Origin of the sequence: Sphingomonas kaistensis, from assembly GCF_036884275.1 — a bacterium.
GTDB classification, from domain to species: domain Bacteria; phylum Pseudomonadota; class Alphaproteobacteria; order Sphingomonadales; family Sphingomonadaceae; genus Sphingomicrobium; species Sphingomicrobium kaistense_A.
The window spans coordinates 1,008,338-1,027,188 of record NZ_CP145607.1 but is presented as its reverse complement, the minus strand read 5'-3'; the positions used below and the strand labels follow the sequence as shown (position 1 = coordinate 1,027,188).

At 67.4% G+C, this 18,851-nt stretch carries 19 protein-coding genes; 13 read left to right on the top strand and 6 right to left on the bottom strand.

Going from position 1 to position 18,851, the window contains the following annotated elements; all coding sequences use genetic code 11:
* Positions 1–27 precede the first annotated feature (27 nt).
* Genes tolR through pal form a run of 4 tightly spaced genes read left to right on the top strand, consistent with a single transcriptional unit; the run spans position 28 to position 3,157 of the window.
* Positions 28–417, top strand: a complete 390-nt coding sequence (tolR, locus tag V6R86_RS04920) for a protein TolR (protein WP_338502646.1) — start codon at positions 28–30, stop codon at positions 415–417.
* Positions 414–1,298 carry a cell envelope biogenesis protein TolA gene (locus tag V6R86_RS04915; protein ID WP_338502643.1) on the top strand — a complete coding sequence of 295 codons (885 nt, stop codon included), beginning with the start codon at positions 414–416 and terminating at the stop codon, positions 1,296–1,298. Before tolR ends, V6R86_RS04915 begins: the two co-directional genes overlap by 4 nt.
* A gap of 9 nt (positions 1,299–1,307) precedes the next feature.
* Positions 1,308–2,615 carry a Tol-Pal system beta propeller repeat protein TolB gene (gene tolB, locus V6R86_RS04910; RefSeq protein ID WP_338502640.1) on the top strand — a complete coding sequence of 436 codons (1,308 nt, stop codon included), beginning with the start codon at positions 1,308–1,310 and terminating at the stop codon, positions 2,613–2,615.
* 14 nt (positions 2,616–2,629) lie between these two features.
* Positions 2,630–3,157, top strand: coding sequence for a peptidoglycan-associated lipoprotein Pal (gene pal, locus V6R86_RS04905; protein WP_338502638.1), 528 nt, complete (start codon positions 2,630–2,632; stop codon positions 3,155–3,157).
* 93 nt (positions 3,158–3,250) lie between these two features.
* Here the strand turns inward: pal and V6R86_RS04900 are convergent, their stop codons facing one another.
* Entirely contained in the window at positions 3,251–3,559 is a 309-nt protein-coding gene (locus tag V6R86_RS04900) for an SEL1-like repeat protein (RefSeq protein WP_338502636.1), read from the bottom strand.
* Between the two features lie 70 nt (positions 3,560–3,629).
* Complete coding sequence (panC, locus tag V6R86_RS04895; RefSeq protein ID WP_338502634.1) at positions 3,630–4,490, bottom strand: pantoate--beta-alanine ligase; 861 nt, start codon at positions 4,488–4,490, stop codon at positions 3,630–3,632.
* A 69-nt stretch (positions 4,491–4,559) separates the two neighbouring features.
* On the opposite strand from panC, the gene V6R86_RS04890 reads away from it, so the two are divergent.
* From V6R86_RS04890 to V6R86_RS04875, 4 genes are all read left to right on the top strand, one after another.
* Positions 4,560–5,342, top strand: a complete 783-nt coding sequence (locus tag V6R86_RS04890) for a division plane positioning ATPase MipZ (protein ID WP_338502632.1) — start codon at positions 4,560–4,562, stop codon at positions 5,340–5,342.
* Between the two features lie 52 nt (positions 5,343–5,394).
* The gene (pgmG, locus tag V6R86_RS04885; protein ID WP_338502630.1) at positions 5,395–6,774 is read left to right on the top strand and encodes a phosphoglucomutase/phosphomannomutase PgmG; all 1,380 of its coding nucleotides are present in this window, start codon (positions 5,395–5,397) and stop codon (positions 6,772–6,774) included.
* A 124-nt stretch (positions 6,775–6,898) separates the two neighbouring features.
* The gene (locus V6R86_RS04880) at positions 6,899–7,144 is read left to right on the top strand and encodes a hypothetical protein (protein WP_338502628.1); all 246 of its coding nucleotides are present in this window, start codon (positions 6,899–6,901) and stop codon (positions 7,142–7,144) included.
* The gene (locus tag V6R86_RS04875; RefSeq protein WP_338505411.1) at positions 7,126–9,741 is read left to right on the top strand and encodes a TonB-dependent receptor domain-containing protein; all 2,616 of its coding nucleotides are present in this window, start codon (positions 7,126–7,128) and stop codon (positions 9,739–9,741) included. The genes V6R86_RS04880 and V6R86_RS04875 overlap by 19 nt, the downstream gene beginning before the upstream one ends.
* Before the next feature lie 56 nt (positions 9,742–9,797).
* On the opposite strand, the gene V6R86_RS04870 is transcribed toward V6R86_RS04875, so the two are convergent.
* Together V6R86_RS04870 and V6R86_RS04865 are read right to left on the bottom strand one after the other, a co-directional pair.
* On the bottom strand, positions 9,798–10,262 hold the full coding sequence (locus tag V6R86_RS04870; RefSeq protein WP_338502626.1) for a DUF411 domain-containing protein: 465 nt from the start codon (positions 10,260–10,262) through the stop codon (positions 9,798–9,800).
* Positions 10,263–10,305: 43 nt separating this feature from the next.
* Entirely contained in the window at positions 10,306–11,310 is a 1,005-nt protein-coding gene (locus tag V6R86_RS04865; protein ID WP_338502623.1) for a ligase-associated DNA damage response exonuclease, read from the bottom strand.
* A 61-nt stretch (positions 11,311–11,371) separates the two neighbouring features.
* On the opposite strand from V6R86_RS04865, the gene V6R86_RS04860 reads away from it, so the two are divergent.
* Genes V6R86_RS04860 through V6R86_RS04850 form a run of 3 tightly spaced genes read left to right on the top strand, consistent with a single transcriptional unit; the run spans position 11,372 to position 14,280 of the window.
* Complete coding sequence (locus tag V6R86_RS04860; protein WP_338502621.1) at positions 11,372–11,569, top strand: hypothetical protein; 198 nt, start codon at positions 11,372–11,374, stop codon at positions 11,567–11,569.
* The gene (locus tag V6R86_RS04855) at positions 11,566–13,992 is read left to right on the top strand and encodes a ligase-associated DNA damage response DEXH box helicase (RefSeq protein ID WP_338505410.1); all 2,427 of its coding nucleotides are present in this window, start codon (positions 11,566–11,568) and stop codon (positions 13,990–13,992) included. Before V6R86_RS04860 ends, V6R86_RS04855 begins: the two co-directional genes overlap by 4 nt.
* 27 nt (positions 13,993–14,019) lie before the next feature.
* Positions 14,020–14,280 (top strand): hypothetical protein, encoded by a 261-nt coding sequence (locus V6R86_RS04850; protein WP_338502619.1) that lies wholly within the window; start codon positions 14,020–14,022, stop codon positions 14,278–14,280.
* A gap of 81 nt (positions 14,281–14,361) precedes the next feature.
* Here V6R86_RS04850 and V6R86_RS04845 read toward each other — a convergent pair whose 3' ends face one another.
* Complete coding sequence (locus tag V6R86_RS04845; RefSeq protein WP_338502616.1) at positions 14,362–15,858, bottom strand: M20/M25/M40 family metallo-hydrolase; 1,497 nt, start codon at positions 15,856–15,858, stop codon at positions 14,362–14,364.
* A 73-nt stretch (positions 15,859–15,931) separates the two neighbouring features.
* On the opposite strand from V6R86_RS04845, the gene V6R86_RS04840 reads away from it, so the two are divergent.
* Together V6R86_RS04840 and pdeM are read left to right on the top strand one after the other, a co-directional pair.
* Complete coding sequence (locus tag V6R86_RS04840) at positions 15,932–16,387, top strand: hypothetical protein (RefSeq protein WP_338502614.1); 456 nt, start codon at positions 15,932–15,934, stop codon at positions 16,385–16,387.
* A 42-nt stretch (positions 16,388–16,429) separates the two neighbouring features.
* Positions 16,430–17,092, top strand: coding sequence for a ligase-associated DNA damage response endonuclease PdeM (gene pdeM, locus V6R86_RS04835; RefSeq protein WP_338502611.1), 663 nt, complete (start codon positions 16,430–16,432; stop codon positions 17,090–17,092).
* Here the strand turns inward: pdeM and pabB are convergent.
* The gene (gene pabB / locus V6R86_RS04830; protein WP_338502610.1) at positions 17,089–18,810 is read right to left on the bottom strand and encodes an aminodeoxychorismate synthase component I; all 1,722 of its coding nucleotides are present in this window, start codon (positions 18,808–18,810) and stop codon (positions 17,089–17,091) included. The two genes, pdeM and pabB, sit on opposite strands and share 4 nt — an antisense overlap.
* Between the last annotated feature and the right edge of the window lie 41 nt (positions 18,811–18,851).

Genomic DNA, 18,851 nt, shown 5'->3' with positions numbered 1-18,851 from the left:
AGACGGCGCGGGGGCCGGCGGGCGCCGATGGCCGAGATCAACGTTACGCCGCTGGTCGACGTGATGCTGGTGCTGCTGATCATCTTCATGGTGACCGCCCCGCTGCTGGTCGCGGGCGTACCGGTCGACCTGCCGACAAGCCGCGCGGCGCCGCTCGATAACCAGGTGCAGCCGGTGCAGATCAGCCTCGACGGCGAGGGTCGGATCTTTATCGACGAGACCCAGGTCGCCGATACCGCGCTGCCCCAGCGGCTCGCCGCGATCGCTGCCGAGCCGGCACCGGAAGAAGGCCGCCGGATCTTCCTCCGCGCCGATCGCGGGCTCGATTACGGGCGGGTGATGCGGGTGATGGGCGAACTCAATCGCGCCGGGTTGAATCGCGTCGCGCTGGTCAGCACCGCGGCGGGCGGTCAGTGAGGATCGACACGGGCGAGGCCAAGGGCACGGCGGCGGCGCTGCTGCTGCACGTGGTGCTGGTGGTCGCGCTGACCACCAGCCTCGCCCGTGTGCCCAGCCCGCCCGAGCCGCCGCCGGTGCAGGTCGAGTTCGTCGACAGTGACGAGGTGGCGCTGACTGCCGCCGCACCGACGCCCGCCACCCCGCCGCCGGCCGCGCAGGCGCCCGCGCCTTCTGCCGAGCCCACGCCCCTGCCGCCCGAGCCGCAGCCGACCCCGATCGAGCAAGCCCCGCCGCCACCCTTGCCGCAACCGGTGGTTCGTCCTTCTCCCGCCCCCGTGCCGCGCCCGCTGCAATCGCGGCCGGCCCCGCAGCAACGCCCCGCCACGCCCCAGACCCGCGCGCAGCCCCGCCCGACACCGCCCGCCCCACGGGCGCAGCCGGCGCGCCCTGCCCCCGCCCAGCCGCGCCCCGCGCCGCCGCGCCAATCGCGGCTCGGCGACGATTTCCTCCAGGGCATTCCGAGCAATCGCGATCTCGGCCCCCGCGACGCGGCGCCCGGGGCCGTGACATTCAGCGCCGCCGCCAAAGCCAGCGTCGACAGCGCGATCAAGCGCCAGATCCAGCCCTGCGCCGCGCGCCAGGCCACGCTCGGGCCCGGCGCCGACCGCATCCGCGTCACCGTCAATCTCCGCCTCGACCGCTCGGGCCGCCTGTCGCGCCCGCCGGCGCTGGTCCGCACCTCGGGCGTCGACGAGGACAATGCCAAGTTCGAGGATCTGGCCTATGACCAGGCGGTGGCGGTGTTCCGCGCCTGCTCGCCCCTGCGCCTGCCGGAAGAACTATACAGCACCCCGCAAGGTGGGTGGGGTAACATCAACCTGACCTATGCCGCGAAATGAGGACGATCGATGACGCGTAATCTGCTGCTCGCCGTGACAGCGCTGGTCGCCAGCCCCGCGCTGGCGCAAGGCGAGCCGCCGCCGGTCGATGTCGAAGTCACCAGCGGCGGGGTCAATGCCGCGACCTCCATCGCCGTGCCTTCGATGCCCACCGAAGGCGGGGTCGAGATGTCGCTCGGTCGCAATATTTCGGGCGTCATCGCCAGCGGCCTTCGCGCCAGCGGGCGCTTTGCCCCGCTCGGGCCGGCGGGCCTGCCCAACTACAGCATCGCGCAGGCCGATGCGCCGGTGTTCGGCGAATGGCGGGGCTTGGGCGCGCAGCAGCTGGTGACGGGCTTCGTCCGCCCAGCCGGCGCGGGCCAGATCACCGTCGGTTGTTATCTCTACGACGTCGGCGCCGGGCGCGAGCTGGTGCGGCAGGGATATCAGGTCACCACCGACAACTGGCGCCGTGCGGCCAACAAATGCGCCGACGCCATCTATTCGCGGCTGACCGGCGAAGGCGGCTTCCTCGACACCCGCGTGGTGTTCGTTGCCGAGACCGGCCCCAAGAACAACCGCCAGAAGCGCATCGCCATCATGGATTCGGACGGCGCCAACCTGCGCTATCTGACCGAGGGCGAGGCTACCGTAGTCACCCCGCGCTTTTCGCCCGACGGCAGCCGGCTTGCCTACACCAGCTATCAGGGCCGCCGCGCTCGCGTATGGGTGCTGGATATCGCCACGGGAGCCAAGCGCCTGCTGGTCCCCGGCCTTGCGCTCACCAGCGCGCCGCGCTTTTCGCCCGATGGCCGCCGCATCGCTTATGCGCTGTCGGCGAATGGCAACACGGACATCTGGGTCGCCAACGCTGATGGCAGCGGCGCGCCGCAGCGGCTGACCAGCGCGCCCGGGATCGACACCGCGCCGAGCTATTCGCCCGACGGCCGCCGGATCGTATTCGAAAGCGACCGCGGCGGCTCGCAACAGCTTTACATGATGGATGCCGATGGCTCGAACCAGCGGCGGATCAGCTTTGGCGGTCCAGCCGCCTCGCCGGCCTGGAGCCCGCGCGGCGACAAGATCGCCTTTGTCCGCACCGGCTCGTTCCGGATCGGCGTGATGAATGCCGGTGGCGGAGGCGAGCAGATCCTGACCGATGGCTGGCAGGACGAATCCCCCAGCTGGGCGCCCAACGGCCAGTTCGTCATGTTCAATCGTTTCACCCGCGACGGGCGCTCCAGCCTGTTCGCGGTCCCGGTCGGCGGCGGCACTGCCCGTCGCCTGCCCACCCCGCAGGACGGTTCGGACCCGAGCTGGTCCCCGTTGCAGCGCTGACAAGGAGAAGAATTTTGCGCGCCAAGCTGATCGTCGCTTCCACCCTGGCCCTGAGCCTGTCCCTCACCGCCTGCGGTCGCCGCCAGCCCCCCGCGACCACGCCCCCGGCGCAGACCGGTCCGACCGATCCCGCCGCCGGCACCGGCGCGACCGGCGACGAGGTCGGCCTGGTCGAGCTTCCCGGCAGCCAGGCCGCGATGGTCGCGGCGGCGGGATCGGACACCATCTATTTCGGGACCGACAAGTCGGACGTGTCGGCGGATGCGCAGGCGACGCTGACCGCGCAGGCGCGCTGGATGCTCGCGAACCCGAACGTCCGCGCGTCGGTCGAAGGCCATGCCGACGAACGCGGCACCCGCGAATATAATCAGGCGCTGGGAGAACGGCGCGCGCAGGCGGCAAAGCAGTTCCTGATGGCGCAAGGCGTGCCCGAAGCGCGCCTGCTGACGATCAGCTGGGGCAAGGAACGCCCGGTCGCCACCGGTTCGGACGAAAGCGCCTGGGCGCAGAACCGCCGCGCGGTGACGGTGGTGGTGCGCTAAGGAAGGAGCGTCGCCCCGGCGAAGGCCGGGGCCTCGTTCGGGAAAAGGCGCTTCAGTCGCCCGAGATCCCGGCCTTCGCCGGGATGAGGGGAATCAGGCCGCGGCGCGAGCGCTGCTGCGGCCAGTCATCGCCAGCCAGGCGCGGGCGGATTTCTGCGCTTCGGCGATTTCGCGCGCGGTCATCTCGATGCTGATTTCGGCCCGGCAGGCCTGCGCGCGGGTGCAGCCGTTAAGCGCCGCGAGATTGAACCATTTGTGCGCTTCAACGAGATCGACGTCGGTCCCGCCGTTGCCGGTCGAATAGGTCACCCCAAGCTCGAACAGCGCATTGACATCGCCCGCTTCGGCATCGCGAAGCCGGCTCATCATCAGAAATTCCGCACCCTTTTGACCGATTGCCATTGCTCTTGTTTCCCCTGTCTCGTTGCAGGCAAGGTCCCCCGAGCGGCCTATCAAATGGTTAACGGCGTAATTACCGTCCTACCTGTTGCTCCAAAGTGACAGGGATATTGTCGATCAGGCGGACGCCGCCGATGCTGGCGGCGGCGATCAGGCGCATCGGTTCGCGCGGCTTTTCAAGCGGTTCGAGGCTGCGCGAATCGACCAAAGCGAGATAGTCCACTGTGGAGAAACCTCCGGACAACAATGCCGCTTTGGCGCGCTCCAGTGCCGGTCCGACCGCCCCGCCGGCGCCGATTTCCTTACCGGCGGCGTGCAATGCAGTGGGCAGGGCCACTGCTTTCGAGCGTTTCTCCGGCGACAGCAACGCATTGCGCGAGGACATGGCGAGACCGTCCGCTTCGCGCACCGTCGGGTGGCCGAGAATCTCGACGCCGATTCCGAGATCGGCCTCGACCCGGCGGATCACCGCCAGTTGCTGCCAGTCCTTTTCGCCGAAGAGGGCGTGGGTCGGCCGCACCGCCAGCAACAGCTTTGCCACCACTGTCGCCACGCCGTCGAAATGGCCCGGTCGATGCTCTCCCTCCCACCGTTCGCTCACCCCGCGCACCGAGATGTTGGTGGCGAAGCCGTCGGGATAGAGCTGGGCGGGCGTCGGCAGCCAGACTAGGTCGCAGCCAGCGGCTTCCAGCCTGGCGAGGTCCGCTTCTTCGGTCCGCGGGTAGCGGGCAAGGTCCTTGGGGTCGTTGAATTGCAGCGGATTGACGAAGATGGTCGCGGCGACCCTGGTGGCGACCGCCTTCGCCTCGGCGACCAGCGCGAGATGCCCGTCGTGCAGCGCGCCCATGGTCGGCACCAGCGCCAGCGTGTCCCCGCTGCCACGAAGCTGCGCCAGCGCCGGCTTGAGCGCATCGAGCGCACGGATGATTTGCACCGCCGAATCCCCCGGTTTACTTGGGTTGCAACAAGACGCGCCTCTGGCGCTACGCGGGGAAGAAACCAAGTGACGAGCCCACATTTCATCGTCTTCGCCAACGAAAAGGGCGGCACCGGCAAATCGACCACGGCGGTTCATACCGCCGTCGCGCTTGCCGCGGCCGGTCACCGGGTCGCGACGCTCGACCTCGACCAGCGGCAGCGGACGACCACCCGGTATCTCGAGAATCGCGCGGCGACCGTGCGGCGGCTCGGGGTCGAATTGCCGCAGCCGGTCTTTCGGGTGCTGGAGGATCAGACCGAAGAAGCGCTCGACGCCGCCATCGCCGACCTCGGGGCTGAGGCCGACGTCCTGGTGATCGATACGCCCGGCCGCGACGACAATGTCGCCCGCGCCGCGATCCTCAAGGCCGACACTTTGGTCACCCCGATGAACGACAGTTTCGTCGATCTCGACCTCATCGGGCAGGTCAATCCCGACACCTTCAAGGTGACCAAGCCCAGCTTCTATGCCGAGCTGATCTGGAACAGCCGCACCGCGCGGGCCAAGACCGCTGGCAAGAGCGTCGATTGGGTGGTGCTCCGCAACCGCCTGCAGCACATCGGCAGCCACAACCAGCAGCGCGTCGGCGCGGCGATGGACGAGCTGGCCCGCCGGGTCGGCTTTCGCGTCATTCCGGGCCTTTCGGAACGCGTCATTTACCGCGAACTCTTCCCCAAGGGCCTGACCTTGCTTGACCTCAAGCAGATAGGCGACGCCGGTATCGCCCATATCGCCGCGCGGCAGGAGCTGCGCGAAATGGTTGCTGGTCTCGGCCTGCCGGGCGCGGAAGCCGCCAAAGCAGCCTGATCTTTCGCGCGGACACCGCAACCTTCCTCACCACTCCTCGTTCGGGGGCGCAATGACCCACACTTTCGATCCCACCATTCTCCGCGAATATGACATCCGCGGCATCGTCGGCCGCACCCTCCACGAGGAGGACGCCTATGCGCTCGGCCGCACCTTCGCGGCGCAGGGCCAGGAGATGGGAGCGAAAACGCTCGCCGTCGGCCGCGACGGGCGCGAGCATTCGCCGCGGCTCGAAGAAGCACTGATCCGCGGGCTGACCGAAGGTGGGATGGACGTGGTCCGCGTCGGCCAGGGTCCCTCGCCGATGCTCTATTGGGCGGTGTCGGAGCTCGACGTCGACGGCGGCATCCAGATCACGGGCAGCCATAATCCGGCCGACTATAACGGCTTCAAGATGCTGCTTCCGGGCGGCAGCGTGTTCGGCGCCGCGATCAAGGCGCTGGGCGAACGCGCCGCCGAGGGCCGGTGGACGCAGGGCCAGGGCAAGGTCACCGACGAGGACGTGATGGACCGCTACGTCCACCGCTTGGTCGAGGACTTCAAGGGCGGCGACTATCGCATCGGCTGGGACGCCGGGAACGGCGCTGCGGGCCCGGCCCTCGAAAAGCTGATCAAGTTGCTGCCGGGCGAGCATCATACCCTGTTCACCGATGTCGACGGCCGCTTCCCCAACCACCATCCCGATCCGACGGTTGAGAAGAACCTGGAGCATCTGAAGGCGCTGGTCCGCGACAAGGGCCTCGACTTCGGCATCGCCTTCGACGGCGACGGCGACCGCATCGGCGCGGTCGATGGCGAAGGCCGGGTCATCTGGGGTGACCAGCTTCTCATGATCCTTGCCGGGCCGGTGCTCGACGAGCAGCCGGGCGCGACCATCATTGCCGACGTCAAGGCGAGCCAGACCCTGTTCGACCGGATCGGAGAGATGGGCGGCCAGCCGTTGATGTGGAAGACCGGCCACAGCCTGATCAAATCGAAGATGAAGGAAACCGGCGCGCCCCTGGCGGGCGAGATGAGCGGCCACATCTTCTTCAAGCACCGCTGGTATGGCTTCGACGACGCGCTCTACGCCTCGGTCCGCCTGATCGAGGCGGTCGCGGCGAGCGGCAAGAGTCTGACCCAGCTACGCACCGAAATGCCGACTTCGGTGTCGACGCCCGAGCTTCGCTTCCCGGTCGATGAAAGCCGCAAGTTCGCGGTGATCGAGGAAGTGCGCGATCGCCTGTCCTCCGATGGCGCCAGCGTCGATGCGACCGATGGTGTGCGGGTGAAGACCGCCGAGGGCTGGTGGCTGTTGCGGGCTTCCAATACGCAGGACGTGCTGGTCGCCCGTGCCGAAGCGACCGATCAGCGTGGTCTCGACCTGCTGGTGGCGGAGATCGATCAGCAGCTCGCGCTGTCCGAGATCGAGCGCACCGAAGGCGATCATTGACGCATCGGCGCTGTGGTATTTCCGTCACGTAAGCCAAGGAACGTCGGTTAACCGGTAACGGCGGGCTTCTCCCGCTGTCGCAAATCTGTCTCATTGCTGCACAGCAACAGGGGGGAGATTTGTCATGCGCCGTCACGTTTTGCTTCGCGCGGGAACCGCGTCGCTGGGATTGCTGGCCGCGTTGGTCGCGGCACCGGCAGGCGCCCAGACCGCCGCGCCGTCCGAGCCGGTGCAGACCCAGGCCGACGGCTCGCCGGTCGAAAACGCGCAGGACATCGTGGTCACCGGCTCGCGCATCCGCCGCAATCCGCTCGACCTCGATTCGCCGGTCACCTTTGTCGATGAAAGGACATCGCCCGGACCGGCCTGACGTCGATCAACGACGTTCTCCAGCGCCTGCCGAGTTCGGGCGGCGGTCTCAGCTCCAAGTTCAACAATTCGGGCAACCTCGGCAATCCGCCGGACGGCGGCGGCGTCGGTGCGGGCGCGGCGGAAATCGACCTGCGCTACCTCGGCTCACGCCGCGTGCTCGTGCTCGTCGACGGCCTGCGCTACGTCAATGGCGCCTCGGCCAGCGGCGTGCCCGGATCCACCGACCTGAATTCGATTCCCTCGAGCTCGATCGCCCGGGTCGAAGTGCTGCAGGACGGCGCCTCGGCGATCTACGGGTCGGACGCCATTGCCGGCGTGGTGAACATCATCACCAAATCGAGCCAGCAGGGCTTCAACGCCTCCGCGCAGGTCGGCGGTTATGCCGAGGAAGGCGACGGCCTCACCCAGGATTATCAGCTGAGCTGGGGTAACGGATCGACCTCGCCGCTCCGGATCGTGGTCGGCGCGAATTACACCAAGCAGGACGCGGTGTTCGCCGGCGATCGCGCCCTGTCCGCCTTCCCCGAACCCTATGACAATGCCTGCCGGGCGACCTGCTCGAGCTTCACGCCCAACGGGCGCTACACCGGCTCGATCTTCGTCGGTGGCAACGCCACGCTGATCGCGCCCGTGCTTGGTCGGACCGCGACCCCGGCCGACTTCCGCGCGTTCGTCAGCCCGGCCGACCGGTTCAACTTCCAGCCGTTCAACTATCTTCAGGTCCCGCTCGAGCGCTATGGCGCCTTCGCCAACATCGGCGCCGAGATCGCGCCCGACATCAACCTGTCGGTGCGTGGCACCTGGAACCGGCGCGAATCGAAGAATCAGGCCGCGCCGCTGCCGTTCGGCTTCGGCCCGACCTCGGGCCTGACGCCGACGCTGAGCAATCTCATCATCAGCCGGACCAATCCGTTCAATCCGTTCGGGGTCGACCTAGGCGGCGCGAACAACAATGTGTCGGCGGTCTTCCGCCGCTTCATCGAAGGCGGGCCGCGCCGGTTCAGCCAGCAGGTCGATACGGCCTATGGCGTCGCGACCCTCGACGGCAAGATCGGGTCCAATTGGTTCTGGGACGTCAACGTGTCCTACGGCCGGAACGAGGCCGAACAGACCATGCTCGGCAACATCGATTCCTCGAAGCTGGCGCGGGCTGTCGGGCCGATCGCCCAGTGCACCGCGCCTTGCGTGCCGTTCAACTTCTTCGGCGGGGCGGGTTCGATCACGCAGGCGATGCTGGACTATGTGACTTTCGAACAGAACGACAGCAGCCGGCAGACCCAGTTCAACACCACCGCCAACCTGTCGGGTTCGATGTTGCAGCTTCCGGGCGGGCCGCTCGGCCTCGCGCTCGGGCTCGAATATCGCAAGCTCACGGGGCGGTTCGATCCCGATCCGATCGTGGCGGCCGGCTTCAGCTCGGACATTCCGGCCCAGCCGACCCGCGGCGGCTACAACGTCCGCGAAGCCTTTGCCGAGCTGAATGCGCCGCTGCTGAGCGGCATCACCGGCATCGAACTGCTCGAACTGAACGGCGCGGTGCGCTTGTCCGATTATTCGACTTCGGGGTCCAACACGACCTTCAAGGCCGGGATCAACTGGAAGCCGTTCCGCGATCTGCGCCTGCGCGGCAGCTGGGCGCAGGGCTTTCGCGCGCCGCAGATCGGCGAATTGTTCGGCAGCCAGTCGCGCTTCGACGAGGTACTGGACGATCCCTGCTCGTCGCACGCCAGCAATGCCTCGCCGCGGCGCTTCGCCAACGATGCCACGATCCGCGCCGCCTGCATCGCGGCGGGCGTGCCCGCCAACGGCAGCTACCAGCAGGCGAACGCGCAGATCTCCGTGACCACCGGCGGCAACCAGGCGCTGCGTCCGGAAGAATCGGAAAGCCTCGTCTACGGTTTCGTCTACAGCCCCGCCTTTTCGCGCGGGCTGTCGATCGAGGCCAATTATTACAAGATCAAGGTGGATGGCGCGATCCAGGCGGTGCCGCGGTCAACCACCCTGCTCAATTGCCTGCTGACCGGCGATCCGGCTGTCTGCGGCCTGATCACCCGGGTCAACGGCCAGCTGACCGAGGTCGAGGGTCTCCTGCAGAACATCGCGGCGATCAAGACCAGCGGGCTCGACGTCAACATCTCGCATCGCGGGATCGACACCCGGGCCGGTCGCTTTGCGGCCAGCTGGAATGCGACGTTCCTCAGCAAGTATGACGTGTTCGTTCCCGGGCCGAGCGGCACGCAGCTGCTTCGCCGGGCTGGGCAGCAGGTCGGTTCGCCGGCGCAGGGCTTCCCCAAGGTCAAGTCGATCGCGGTGCTGGACTGGGATCTGGCGAATGTCGGCGCGTCGCTGACCGGCCGCTACGTCAGCAAGCTGCGCGAGCCGACGGGCATTCTGAAGTCGGTTTTCTATACCGATGTGCAGCTTCGCCTGAACGATCTCGATCTGCTTCGTGGGCTTGGCCTGGCGGTCGGCGTCAACAACCTCTTCAACGTCAAGACGCCGGGCTGCGTCAGCTGCGAAAGCAACAACTTCAGCCAGGCGATCCACGACATTCCCGGCCGTTATCTCTACGCCCGGGCGAGCTTCAGGATGTAACGCCCAAAGCGTCGAACGAAGGGGGCGCGTCCGGTTCAACCGGGCGCGCCTCTTTTTTAAGCAAAGGCGCGGGTGTTGCCGACGCCGTCGAACAGGGTGAGGTTCAAGGGATCCTTCGAGCCGTCGGGCATTTCCATCCCGGGCGACCCGCGCGGCATGCCGGGCGCGGCGATGCCTAGCACGCCCTTGGGCCGCCTGGCGAGCAGGCTGCGGATCGCGGCGGCAGGGACATGGCCTTCGACCACCAGTCCGCCGACCACGGTCGTATGGCAGCTTTGCAGGGCAGCGAGGACCTTCAGCCGGCTCTTCACCGTGGCCATGTCCCCCGTCTCGCGCATGGTCACCGCGAAGCCTGCCTTGCGCATCGCCTCCACCCACTTGGTGCAGCAGCCGCAGCCGGGATCGCGCCAGGTTATCATCGCGGGCGCGGCGGCGAGGGCGGGAACGGCGATGAGCGCCAGGCCGGTACCGGCAAGCCCGAGCATCTGACGGCGACTGAGCGTGGAGTGGATTTCGGTCATCGCGCTATCATGATCGAGGTCACCTCGACTGTCGATGAACGGCTCAGCCGTCGTCCTCATCGTCGTCATAGCCGACCATGTTCAACTCGCGCGCCTTGATCTGGCGGGTCATGCACCAGTGCATCAGCGCGTCTTCGCGGCCGTGGGTGATCCACACTTCCTTGGGTGCGATCTCGAGGATGGTGTCGGTGAGTTCACCCCAGTCGGCATGATCGGAGATGATCAGCGGCAGTTCGACATTCTTCTGCCGCGCGCGCTGACGGATGCGCATCCACCCGCTCGCCGCCGCGGTGATCGGATCGGGCAGCCGCCGGCTCCACCGGTCGTTGAGCGCGCCGGGCGGACACAGGACGAGATGCCCCATCATTTCCTTCTTGTCGGTGCCCGCGACCAGCCGCAGCTCGCCAAGGTCGATCCCCTGCTCGGCATACAGCGTGCACAGCCGCTCCAGTGCGCCGTGGAGATAGATCGGCTGGTGATGCCCGCGACGCCGCGCTTCGGCGATCACGCGCTGCGCCTTGCCCAGCGCATAGGCGCCGACCAGCACGCAGCGGTCGGGATTGTCGGCGAGCCGGGTCAGCAAGCGGTCGATCTCGCCGCCCGTTTCGGGATGGTGGAACACCGGCAGGCCGAAGGTCGCCTCGGTGATGAAGATGTCGCATTTGACCGGCAGGAACGGTTCGCAGGTCGGGTCGGGGCGGCGCTTGTAGTCGCCCGACACGACCACCCGTTCGCCCTTCCAGTCGAGGATGATCTGCGCCGACCCCAGCACATGGCCGGCGGGCACGAAGCTCACCTCCACCTCGCCGACCGTGACGCTCTGGCCGTAAGCGACTTCGCAGCCGTTCTGGTCGCCGTAGCGCACCCCCATGATCGCCAGCGTTTCGGGCGTCGCCCACACCGTGCCGTGCCCGCCGCGGGCGTGATCGGCGTGTCCGTGAGTGACCAGGGCGCGGGCTTGGGGCTGCGACGGATCGACCCACGCATCGGCGGGCCGCACGTATATCCCCGTCGGATGGGGCTCGATCCAGGAACCTAGGCGCGGCACGGCTCTTATACGGAGAGACAGGCGGACGGTTCCGCAAGCATAATAATAAGAGGAAGCCGATATGGGCGAAGGCAGCGACGTGAATTACTGGAGCATCGTGACGATCATCGGGCCGATCCTGCTGGTGGTGGTGATGGCCTGGGCGTTCCTCAAGAACAAGAAAAGCAAGGTCGATCCCGAAGTGACCGAGCGCGCCACCCGCGAAAATTATGCCGCCGAACAGCGCGAGCATGAGCGCGATGGCAACAGCGGCCTCTGACCGGGGCTGATCTCCCCCCGCAGGTTGCCGGCTGGTTCGAAGCCCGCGGCTGGCAACCGCGGCGGCATCAGCTGGAGATGCTGGAGCGGGCGCGGGCGGGTCGTCATGCGCTGCTGGTGGCCGCGACCGGCGCGGGCAAGACGCTGGCGGGATTCCTGCCGACCATCTGCGAGCTGGCCGAGACCCCGGCCGAGGGGCTCCACACGCTCTACATCTCGCCGCTGAAAGCGCTGGCGGTCGACGTTCAGCGCAATCTCCTCGATCCGATCGGGGAGATGGACCTGCCGATCCGGGTCGAGACGCGCACCGGCGACACGCCGTCGGACCGCAAGGCCCGCCAGCGCTCCAAACCGCCGCAGGTTCTGCTGACCACGCCCGAAAGCCTGTCGCTGCTGCTGTCCTATCCCGACAGCTTCACGATGTTCGCGGGCCTCAGGACCATCGTCCTCGACGAGATCCACGCCTTCGCCCGCGACAAGCGCGGCGACCTGCTCGCCTTGGCGCTGGCTCGGCTGCAGCGGATCGCGCCGGACCTGCGCCGCGTCGGCCTTTCCGCCACCGTCGCCGACCCCGACGCCTATCGCAGCTGGCTCGCGCCCGACGCCGACATGGACGAGGTCGACGTGGTGCTCGGGGCCGAAGGCGCCGACCCGGTGCTCGACATCCTGCTGCCCGAGAATCGCGTGCCCTGGTCGGGCCATTCGGGCCGCTACGCTGCCAAACAGGTCATGGCGGAGATCGAGAAGCACAAGACGACGCTTGTCTTCTGCAACACCCGGGGCCTGTGCGAACTTATTTTCCAGGACCTGTGGAAGGTGAACGAGGCGGGCCTGCCAATCGGGGTCCACCACGGTAGCCTCGCACTCGAAGCGCGGCGCAAGGTCGAAGCGGCGATGGCGGCGGGCAAGCTTCGGGCTTTGGTCTGCACTTCCAGCCTCGACCTCGGCATCGACTGGGGCGACGTCGATCTCGTCATTCAGATGGGCGCTCCCAAGGGCAGCTCGCGCCTGCTGCAGCGGATCGGCCGCGCCAATCACCGGCTGGACGAGCCGAGCCACGGCACCATCGTCCCCGGCAATCGCTTCGAATATCTCGAAGCCCGCGCCGCGCTTGATGCGGTGGAAGCGGGCGAGCTCGATCCCGAGATCTTCCGCCCCGGCACCCTCGACACGCTGGCCCAGCACATCCTCGCCTGCGCCTGCGCCGCGCCGTTCGAGGAAGCCGAACTGCTGGCCGAGCTCCGCTCCGCCGCGCCTTATGCGGGCCTCACTGACGAGATTTTCCGCATCGTCCTCAACTATATCGCCACCGGCGGCTACGCGCTGCGCGCTTACGACAAGTTCCGGCGGCTGGTGGAGGAGCCGGCAGGGTCGGGGCATTGGCGGATCACCAAGCCGACCGTGGCGGTGCAGCATCGTCTCAACGCCGGGATCATCGTCGACAATCCGATGCTCGACGTCCGCTTCAAGAACGGGCGGATGCTGGGCCGGGTCGAGGAAGGCTTTGCCTCGACCCTGACGGTCGGCGACCACGTGTTCTTCGCCGGCCTCAGCCTAGAAGTGCTGCAGTTCAAGGACAGCGATATCCTGGTGCAGGCCTCGACCAGGGAAGCGCGGCTGGTCACCTATGGCGGCCAGCGGATGAGCATGACCACCCATCTGGCCGACCGGGTCAAGGTGATGCTGTCCGACCCCTCCGACTGGCACCGCTTCCCGCCCGACGTCAGCGAATGGCTCGAAGTCCAGCAGCGCCGCTCGCGCCTGCCGCAGCCCGACGAATTGCTGGTCGAGACCTTCCCCCACGAAGGCCGCCATTACATGCTGATGTACAGCTTCGAAGGCTGGAACGCGCACCAGAGCCTCGGCATGCTGGTGACCAAGCGGATGGAGAAGATGGGGCTGAAGCCCTTGGGCTTCGTCGCCAACGATTATGCGTTGTCGGTCTATGGGCTCGAACCCATCACCGACCCCGCGCCGCTGCTGTCCCCCGACATCCTCGAAGGTGAGTTCGTCGAATGGGTCGAGCAATCGATGCTGCTGAAGCGCGCCTTTCGCGAGGTGGCGGTCATCGGGGGCCTGGTCGAGCGGCAGCACCCCGGCAAGCGCAAGACCGGCAAGCAAGTCAGCTTCTCGACCGACCTTATCTACGACGTGCTGCGCAAATATGAGCCCGAGCATCTGTTGATGCGCGCCGCGTGGGACGATGCGCGTGCGCGGATGACCGAGCTTGGCCGTCTCGCCCGGCTGGTCGAGCGGGCGGCGGCGCAGATGGTGCATGTCGATTTGCCGCGTGTGACGCCGATGGCGGTGCCGTTGATGGTGGTGATCGGCCGCGAAGCCCTGCCGAGCGGGGCGAGTGCCGACGAAGCGTTGCTGGTGGAAGCCGAAAGCGCGCTGGCCGAGCTGGCGATGCGGGAGGACTGAGGCGCCTCGATCTGCTACGCTGCGGTCATGCGCATCCTGCCTGTCCTGTTCCTCGCCCCCGCCCTTTCGGCCTGCAGCGTCGCCAGCACCGCGGTCGATGTCGTCACCTTGCCGGTGAAGGTCGTCTCCTCCGGCGTGGACGCCGTGACCACCAGCCAGTCGGAGGCCGACGAGAAGCGCGGCCGGGCGATCCGCAAGGAAGAAGAACGCCTCGGCCGCGAACGACGCGCGCTGGAAGATCGCTGCCGGAAGGGCCGCGCCCGGCCCGAAGACATCTGCCCGCAATGACGTCGTCCCGGCGAAGGCCGGGACCTCAGGCGGCGATTGCGCGATGCCGCCCGAGATCCCGGCCTGCGCCGGGATGACTGATCACTTCCGCCCGAGCTTCGCCACTTCGTAGAGATAATCGACGAACAGCATCGTCGCCTCGTCGATCCCCGCCACCTTGGGGTTGGCCGAGCGGATGACGAACCATTCGTTGGGCGCGTGGGCACCATTGCCGCGGCCGATGCCGAATTGGCCGGTCGGGAGATTAAGCGGCGCGCCGTTAAACACGACGCCCGGCCAGCTTCCGGCGTTGCGCGGACTCAGCGTGTACGGGATTGCCGCGCGATCAAGGACCTTCTTCTGGGCCTGAATGAACGGGCTGTTCTCGTCGGTCTGGTTGGGACCGTAGCCGCCGCTCACCACCACCTTCACATCGTCGAACCCGCGCTTCGCCAGGTGCGCCTTAAGCTTGGTCTCAACCTCCTGCCGGGTCATGTCGGGGACTAGCCGGAACTCGAGCTTGGCTTCGGCCCGGCCCGGCAGCACGGTCTTGCCCCCGACCCCGGTGTAGCCGCTGACCAGCCCCTGGATGTTGACCGTCGGCTGGCTGAGGAACCGTTCGGAACTGGTCTGGAAATCCTCGTTCCCGATCCACTTGCCTACGCCCAGAGATTTCTTCACGTCGGCCTCGTTCGTCACCGCCACCCGCTGCGCGATCAGCTCCTTCTGGCGGGCGGTGAGCGGCTTCACATTGTCCATGAAGCCGTCGATCGCGGGGGTGTGGCCATCGTCGGCGACCAGTGTGTCGAGCGCTTTCACCAGCCGCCACGCCGGGCTTTCGATCCGCGCGTGATTGCTCGAATGGACGTCGTTCTTGGGATATTTGTCGCTGGTCTCGCCGCCGACGATCAGCTGGAATTCGACCGCCCCCTTCGCGCCGAGCGTGATGCCCGCTTGTCCGGTCTGGTCCTGACCGGCGGCCGGGATGAACACGCCGACCGTTTTCTTGAGCGCGGCGGCGACTTGCGGATCGGCGACGATGGTCGGGAAATTGGGCGAAGCGATCTCCTCCTCACCCTCGGCCACCAGCACCAGATTGACCGGCAGCTTGCGCCCGCTCGCCTTGAAGGCATGCAGCGCGGCGAGGAAGGCCATTTCCGGACCCTTCTGGTTGACCGCGCCGCGGCCCATGATGACCTGGCCCTCGCCCGGGCGATCGACCAACCGCCCTTCAAGTGGCGGGCTCGACCATTCGGCGGGGTCGAACTGCTTGACGTCATACATGAAATAGATGCCGAGCGTGACCGGCGCGCCCGCGTCCAGCGTCGCGAACACACCCGGCACGCCGCCCGACTGCACCACCCGCGCCTGCTGGAAACCGGCGTCGAGCGCGAGGCGGCGCATATAGTCGGCGCCCTGTTCGACGTTACGCTTTTCCGCCGCGATGGTCGGCAGCGCGATCCAGTCCTGCAATGCCTTCACCGTCGTGTCGTGGCGGCTGGCGACCACCTTGGCGAGATCGGCCCGGCCCGGCGTCTGCGCGGCCAGCGGGGCGGTCAGCGCCGTTCCGAGGACCAGGCTCATCAAGAACAGGCGCATCGCAAAATCTCCCCCATCATGGTGTTCGCGCGGAGACTGGCGCGGACCGCCCCGCTCGTCCAGAGCATTGTCGATGCGCTACTTCCTCGACTGCGAATTCGACGGCTTCGGCGGTCCGCTGCTCAGCCTTGCTCTCGTGCCCGATGACGGCAGCGAGGAATTTTACGCGATCCTCAAGCATGAGCGCCCCTGCATCGATTGGGTCGAGCGGCACGTCGTCCCTTATCTCGGCACCGTGCCCCAGCACCTCCGCGCCGAGCCGCAACCCGCCGCCGACGTGGCGCGCGAGCTGTCGCGCTGGCTAACTCCGTTCGAGGAGGTCGAGATCGTCGCCGACTGGCCCGACGACATCGCTTATTTCTGCAAGGCGCTACTGACCGGGAACGGGCAGATGGTGACGGTGCCCGCGCTGACCTTTCGGCTGATGAACCTTGCCGGCTTTTCCACCGCCCGCAACAGCGCGGTGCCGCACAATGCGCTGCACGACGCCCGGGCGCTGCGCGATCATGTGGTGAACCGCGGCTACTAAGCCGTTGCCACGGAATCGAAAGTCGGGCTAAGCGGCGCCGCGATGGTTCCCCTTTCGTTCGCCGGACATGATTTTCTCGCCGATCCGCAGGGTGCGCTGTGGTGGCCAGCGCGGCGTGCGTTGCTGGTCGCCGACCTCCATCTCGAAAAAGCGAGCTGGTATGCCAAACTCGGCCAGTTCCTGCCTCCTTACGACAGCCAGGCGACGCTGGCCGCGCTGACCGAAGTGGTCGATCGAACCGGGGCGACGAGCCTTTACTGCCTTGGCGACAGTTTCCACGACAAGTTCGGCTGCGACCGCCTGCCCGAAGCCGCGCGGGCGATGCTGCTGGCGCTGACCGCCCGGCTCGACTGGACCTGGATCCTCGGCAACCACGATCCCGGCTTTGCCGATCATTGCGGCGGGACGCTGCGGGAAGAGGTCGAGGTCGATGGCCTGATGCTTCGCCACGAAGCCGACGTCCGCGATCCCCGGCCCGAACTGTCGGGCCATTATCACCCCAAGCTGCGCCTTCAGGTGCGGGGCCGCCGGGTCAGCCGCCGCTGTTTCGTCGCCAGCGGGGCGAAGCTGATTCTGCCCGCGTTCGGCGCGCTGACCGGCGGGCTGGATGCGAGCCACAAGGAGATTTTGCGCAAGGTCGGCACCCCCGCGACCGCGCTGATCCCGATCAAGGACCGGCTGCTGAGCTTCCCGCTCGCCGCTTAATCGACCAGCCGCGCCGGCACGAGGCCGCGCAGCATGTTGCCGACCAGGAACCCGCCTTCGAGGTCTTCGCGGCGCAAGTCGCCCTCGACCGCCTTGCCTTCGGCGACCAGCTTGGACCGCAGGATCCCCGGAATCAGGCCCCGCGACAGCGGCGGCGTCACCAGCATTCCATCCTCGCACTCCTTGAACAGCGAGGTGAAACTGCCTTCGGTCAGCCAGCCGTCGGTGTCAGCAAAGATGACCTCGTCGGCACCGCTCGCGATCCGCGCCTCGTCGTAGAAACCGCGGTCGGTGGTCTTGTAGCGCAGCCGATAGTCGTCGCTCGGCACCGGCAGCGGCACGATCCTGGCAGTGAGCGGCTCGGTCCGGGCGGCCGGCAAGGGCCGCACTTCGACCGCCATGGTGCCGGTCGGCGACAGCAGCAGCCGGGCCGTCGCGGGCGTCCGGCGGGCAAAGGTCGCGGCCTGCAATTCGTTGCGGGCGGCGTGGCGATTGAAGCGGAAGTCGAGCGCTTCGGCCGAAGCCGTCAACCGGCTTAGATGGCGGTCGAGTTCGATCACGCCGTCGCTGGGATCGAACCGCATGGTTTCGATCAGGTCGATCGCCGGTCGGTCACGCGTCAAAAAGGCCCCCTTGGACATGCATTCGGCCCATTCATCGGCCGCAACGGAGTCGACTACAAGCCCGGAACCGAGGCCAAGGGTCGCCGTGGCGCGATCAGCGGCCATCTCCAGCGTCCGGATCAGCACGTTGAAGGCCGCATCGCCGCCCGGCTCGATCCACCCGGCCGACCCGCAATAGGCCCCTCGCGGATGGGGCTCGAGCGCGCGCAGGGCCTTCATCGCGGCGACCTTGGGTGCGCCGGTGACCGAACCGCAGGGAAAGATGGTGCGCAGCACGTCGACCGCATCGAGCCCGGGCCGGAGCGTCGCGGTCACCCGGCTCACCATCTGGGTTACGGTCGGATAACGCTCGATGGCGAACAATTCGGGCACCGCAACACTGCCCGGCTCCGCCACCCGTGCGAGGTCGTTGCGGAGGAGATCGACGATCATGAGATTCTCGGCGCGGCTCTTGGCATCCTCCGTGAGCACTGCGTCGGGCGCATCGGGGGCGGCGGTGCCTTTCATCGGCCTGGCTTCGATCACACCGTCGCGGAGGGTAAAGAATTGTTCCGGACTTGAGCTCAGCAGCCAGCCGCCGGGATGACGGATCAGTGCCCCCCATCCGGCCTGCGAGGCTTTCCGGAACCGCGCATACAACGCCGCCGGATCGCCTTTCACCGCCACATCGCAAGGAAAGGTGAGATTGACCTGATAATGCTCGCCGGCGCGAAGCTGCTCGTGGACTAAAGCGACCGCCGCCAGATAATCCTTTTCCGCCACGCGCGGGTGAGGCTGCCCGTTCCACGCGCCATCCGGATCGGGCAGCACGGAGGCCGCGTCCACCTCCTCGAAGCCCTCGAACAAACCGAACCACAAAAGCAGCCCCTCGCCCTGCCGCGCCGCGTCCGACAGCGCGGGATCGAGCGCGTAACCGGCCTCGTAGGCGAGAAAGCCGGCGGCATGCGCGCCGCCCCGCACCGCCGCCTGCAACGCCTCGAGCGCGGGCAGCACATTCTCTAGCCGTTCGGCACGTACTTCGCCGATCGGCCGCCGATACAGCCGCGCCGGTCCGCCCTGCCGGGCATTGTCGAACAGGAGAAAGGGCGCATCCACGGCTTAAGCGTTTGCAAGCGGCGCGCCGGTTCGTAAAGTCG